General features: G+C 69.2%; 2 protein-coding genes. Both read right to left on the bottom strand.

Translation table 11 applies throughout. The features are described 5' to 3' along the window. Window positions 1–545 (bottom strand): helical backbone metal receptor (locus RMP09_RS19440; RefSeq protein WP_310567616.1); only part of this gene is annotated, 545 nt, incomplete at its 3' end. Continuing rightward, window positions 542–1117, bottom strand: coding sequence for a bifunctional adenosylcobinamide kinase/adenosylcobinamide-phosphate guanylyltransferase (gene cobU, locus RMP09_RS19435; RefSeq protein WP_310567615.1), 576 nt, complete (start codon window positions 1115–1117; stop codon window positions 542–544). The genes cobU and RMP09_RS19440, both read right to left, overlap by 4 nt. Between the last annotated feature and the right edge of the window lie 89 nt (window positions 1118–1206).

Genomic DNA, 1206 nt, shown 5'->3' with positions numbered 1-1206 from the left:
TTGACCTCGAAATACACCCGCGTGCCGCGCACGTTAGCGGGCAGCGACTGCGCGGCGGCCATCACGGCGGCGTCGATGGCGCGCCAGACTTTCTGCGCGTCGTGCACCTCCAGTAACTGGCCGATCTTGAGCATCACGCGTTGCACGTCGGCGTGCGTCTTGGGCTCCAGCGCCACCACCTTGAGGCCCAGCGCACGCAGGCGGTCGCCCGCGCGCGACGACGTGGCCATCAGCACCACGTCGGGCCGCAGCGCCACGATCTGTTCGATGTTCGGGTCCAGCCCACCGCCCACTTTGGGCAAGGTCTTCACGCTCGCGGGCCAGTTGGTGTAACGGTCCACGCCCACCAGACGCTGGCACTGGCCGAGTTCGCACACCGTCTCTGCCAGCGAGGGCAGCAGGCTCACGATGCGCTGCGGCGAACGTTCGAAGTTCACCACCACACCGAGGTCGTCGGTGATCTGGAGTGCAGCGCGGGCCGGCAGGGACAGCAGCGCCAGCCCCACCAGTGCCACGGCGGCCAGGATGTTGCGCATCGGTTTCATGGCTTGTCTTTCAAGGTCAGCGGCAGGCCCGCCGCCATCAGGGTGACGCACTCGCAGGCGGCGGCCACCTGCTGGTTCAGGCGGCCGAGCGCGTCCACGAACTGGCGCACCTCGCGCCCCAGGGGGATCACGCCCAGGCCGATCTCGTTGCCCACCAGCACCACCGGACCGGGCACGGCGGCGATGGCCTCGCACAGCGCGTGGCCCGCGGCGATCACGGCGGGTTCATCGATGGCCTGCCCTGCATCGGCCGGCATCATCAGGTTGGTCAACCACAGCGTCAGGCAATCCACCACCACCAGGGCCTGCGCATCGCTGGCACGGCGCAGTGCATCGGCCAGCTCAACAGGCTCTTCGACCGTCGCCATGCCAGGCACCCGCTCTGCGCGGTCCCGCTGGTGGCGCGCGATGCGCTCGCGCATCTCGTCGTCCCAGGCCTGGCCGGTGGCGATCAGCACGGCACGGTGCGCCGTGTCGGCGGCCATCCATTGACGCGCCAGTTCTTCAGCGCGGCGTGACTTGCCGCTGCGCTGGCCGCCGAGGATGAATTCGCTGCGCGCCAGTTCAGCCATGCCGATTCATCCACGTTGCGACGATGCGGTGCATCTGCTCCACCCCGTCGGTCAACGCGGCCGGTCCGGGCTGCAGGATGTCGGCCGAC

The sequence above is a fragment of the Hydrogenophaga sp. genome (assembly GCF_031426985.1).
Lineage (GTDB): Bacteria > Pseudomonadota > Gammaproteobacteria > Burkholderiales > Burkholderiaceae_C > Hydrogenophaga.
The sequence above is the reverse complement of the archived record's forward strand: the minus strand, read 5'-3'. Positions and strand labels throughout refer to the sequence as shown.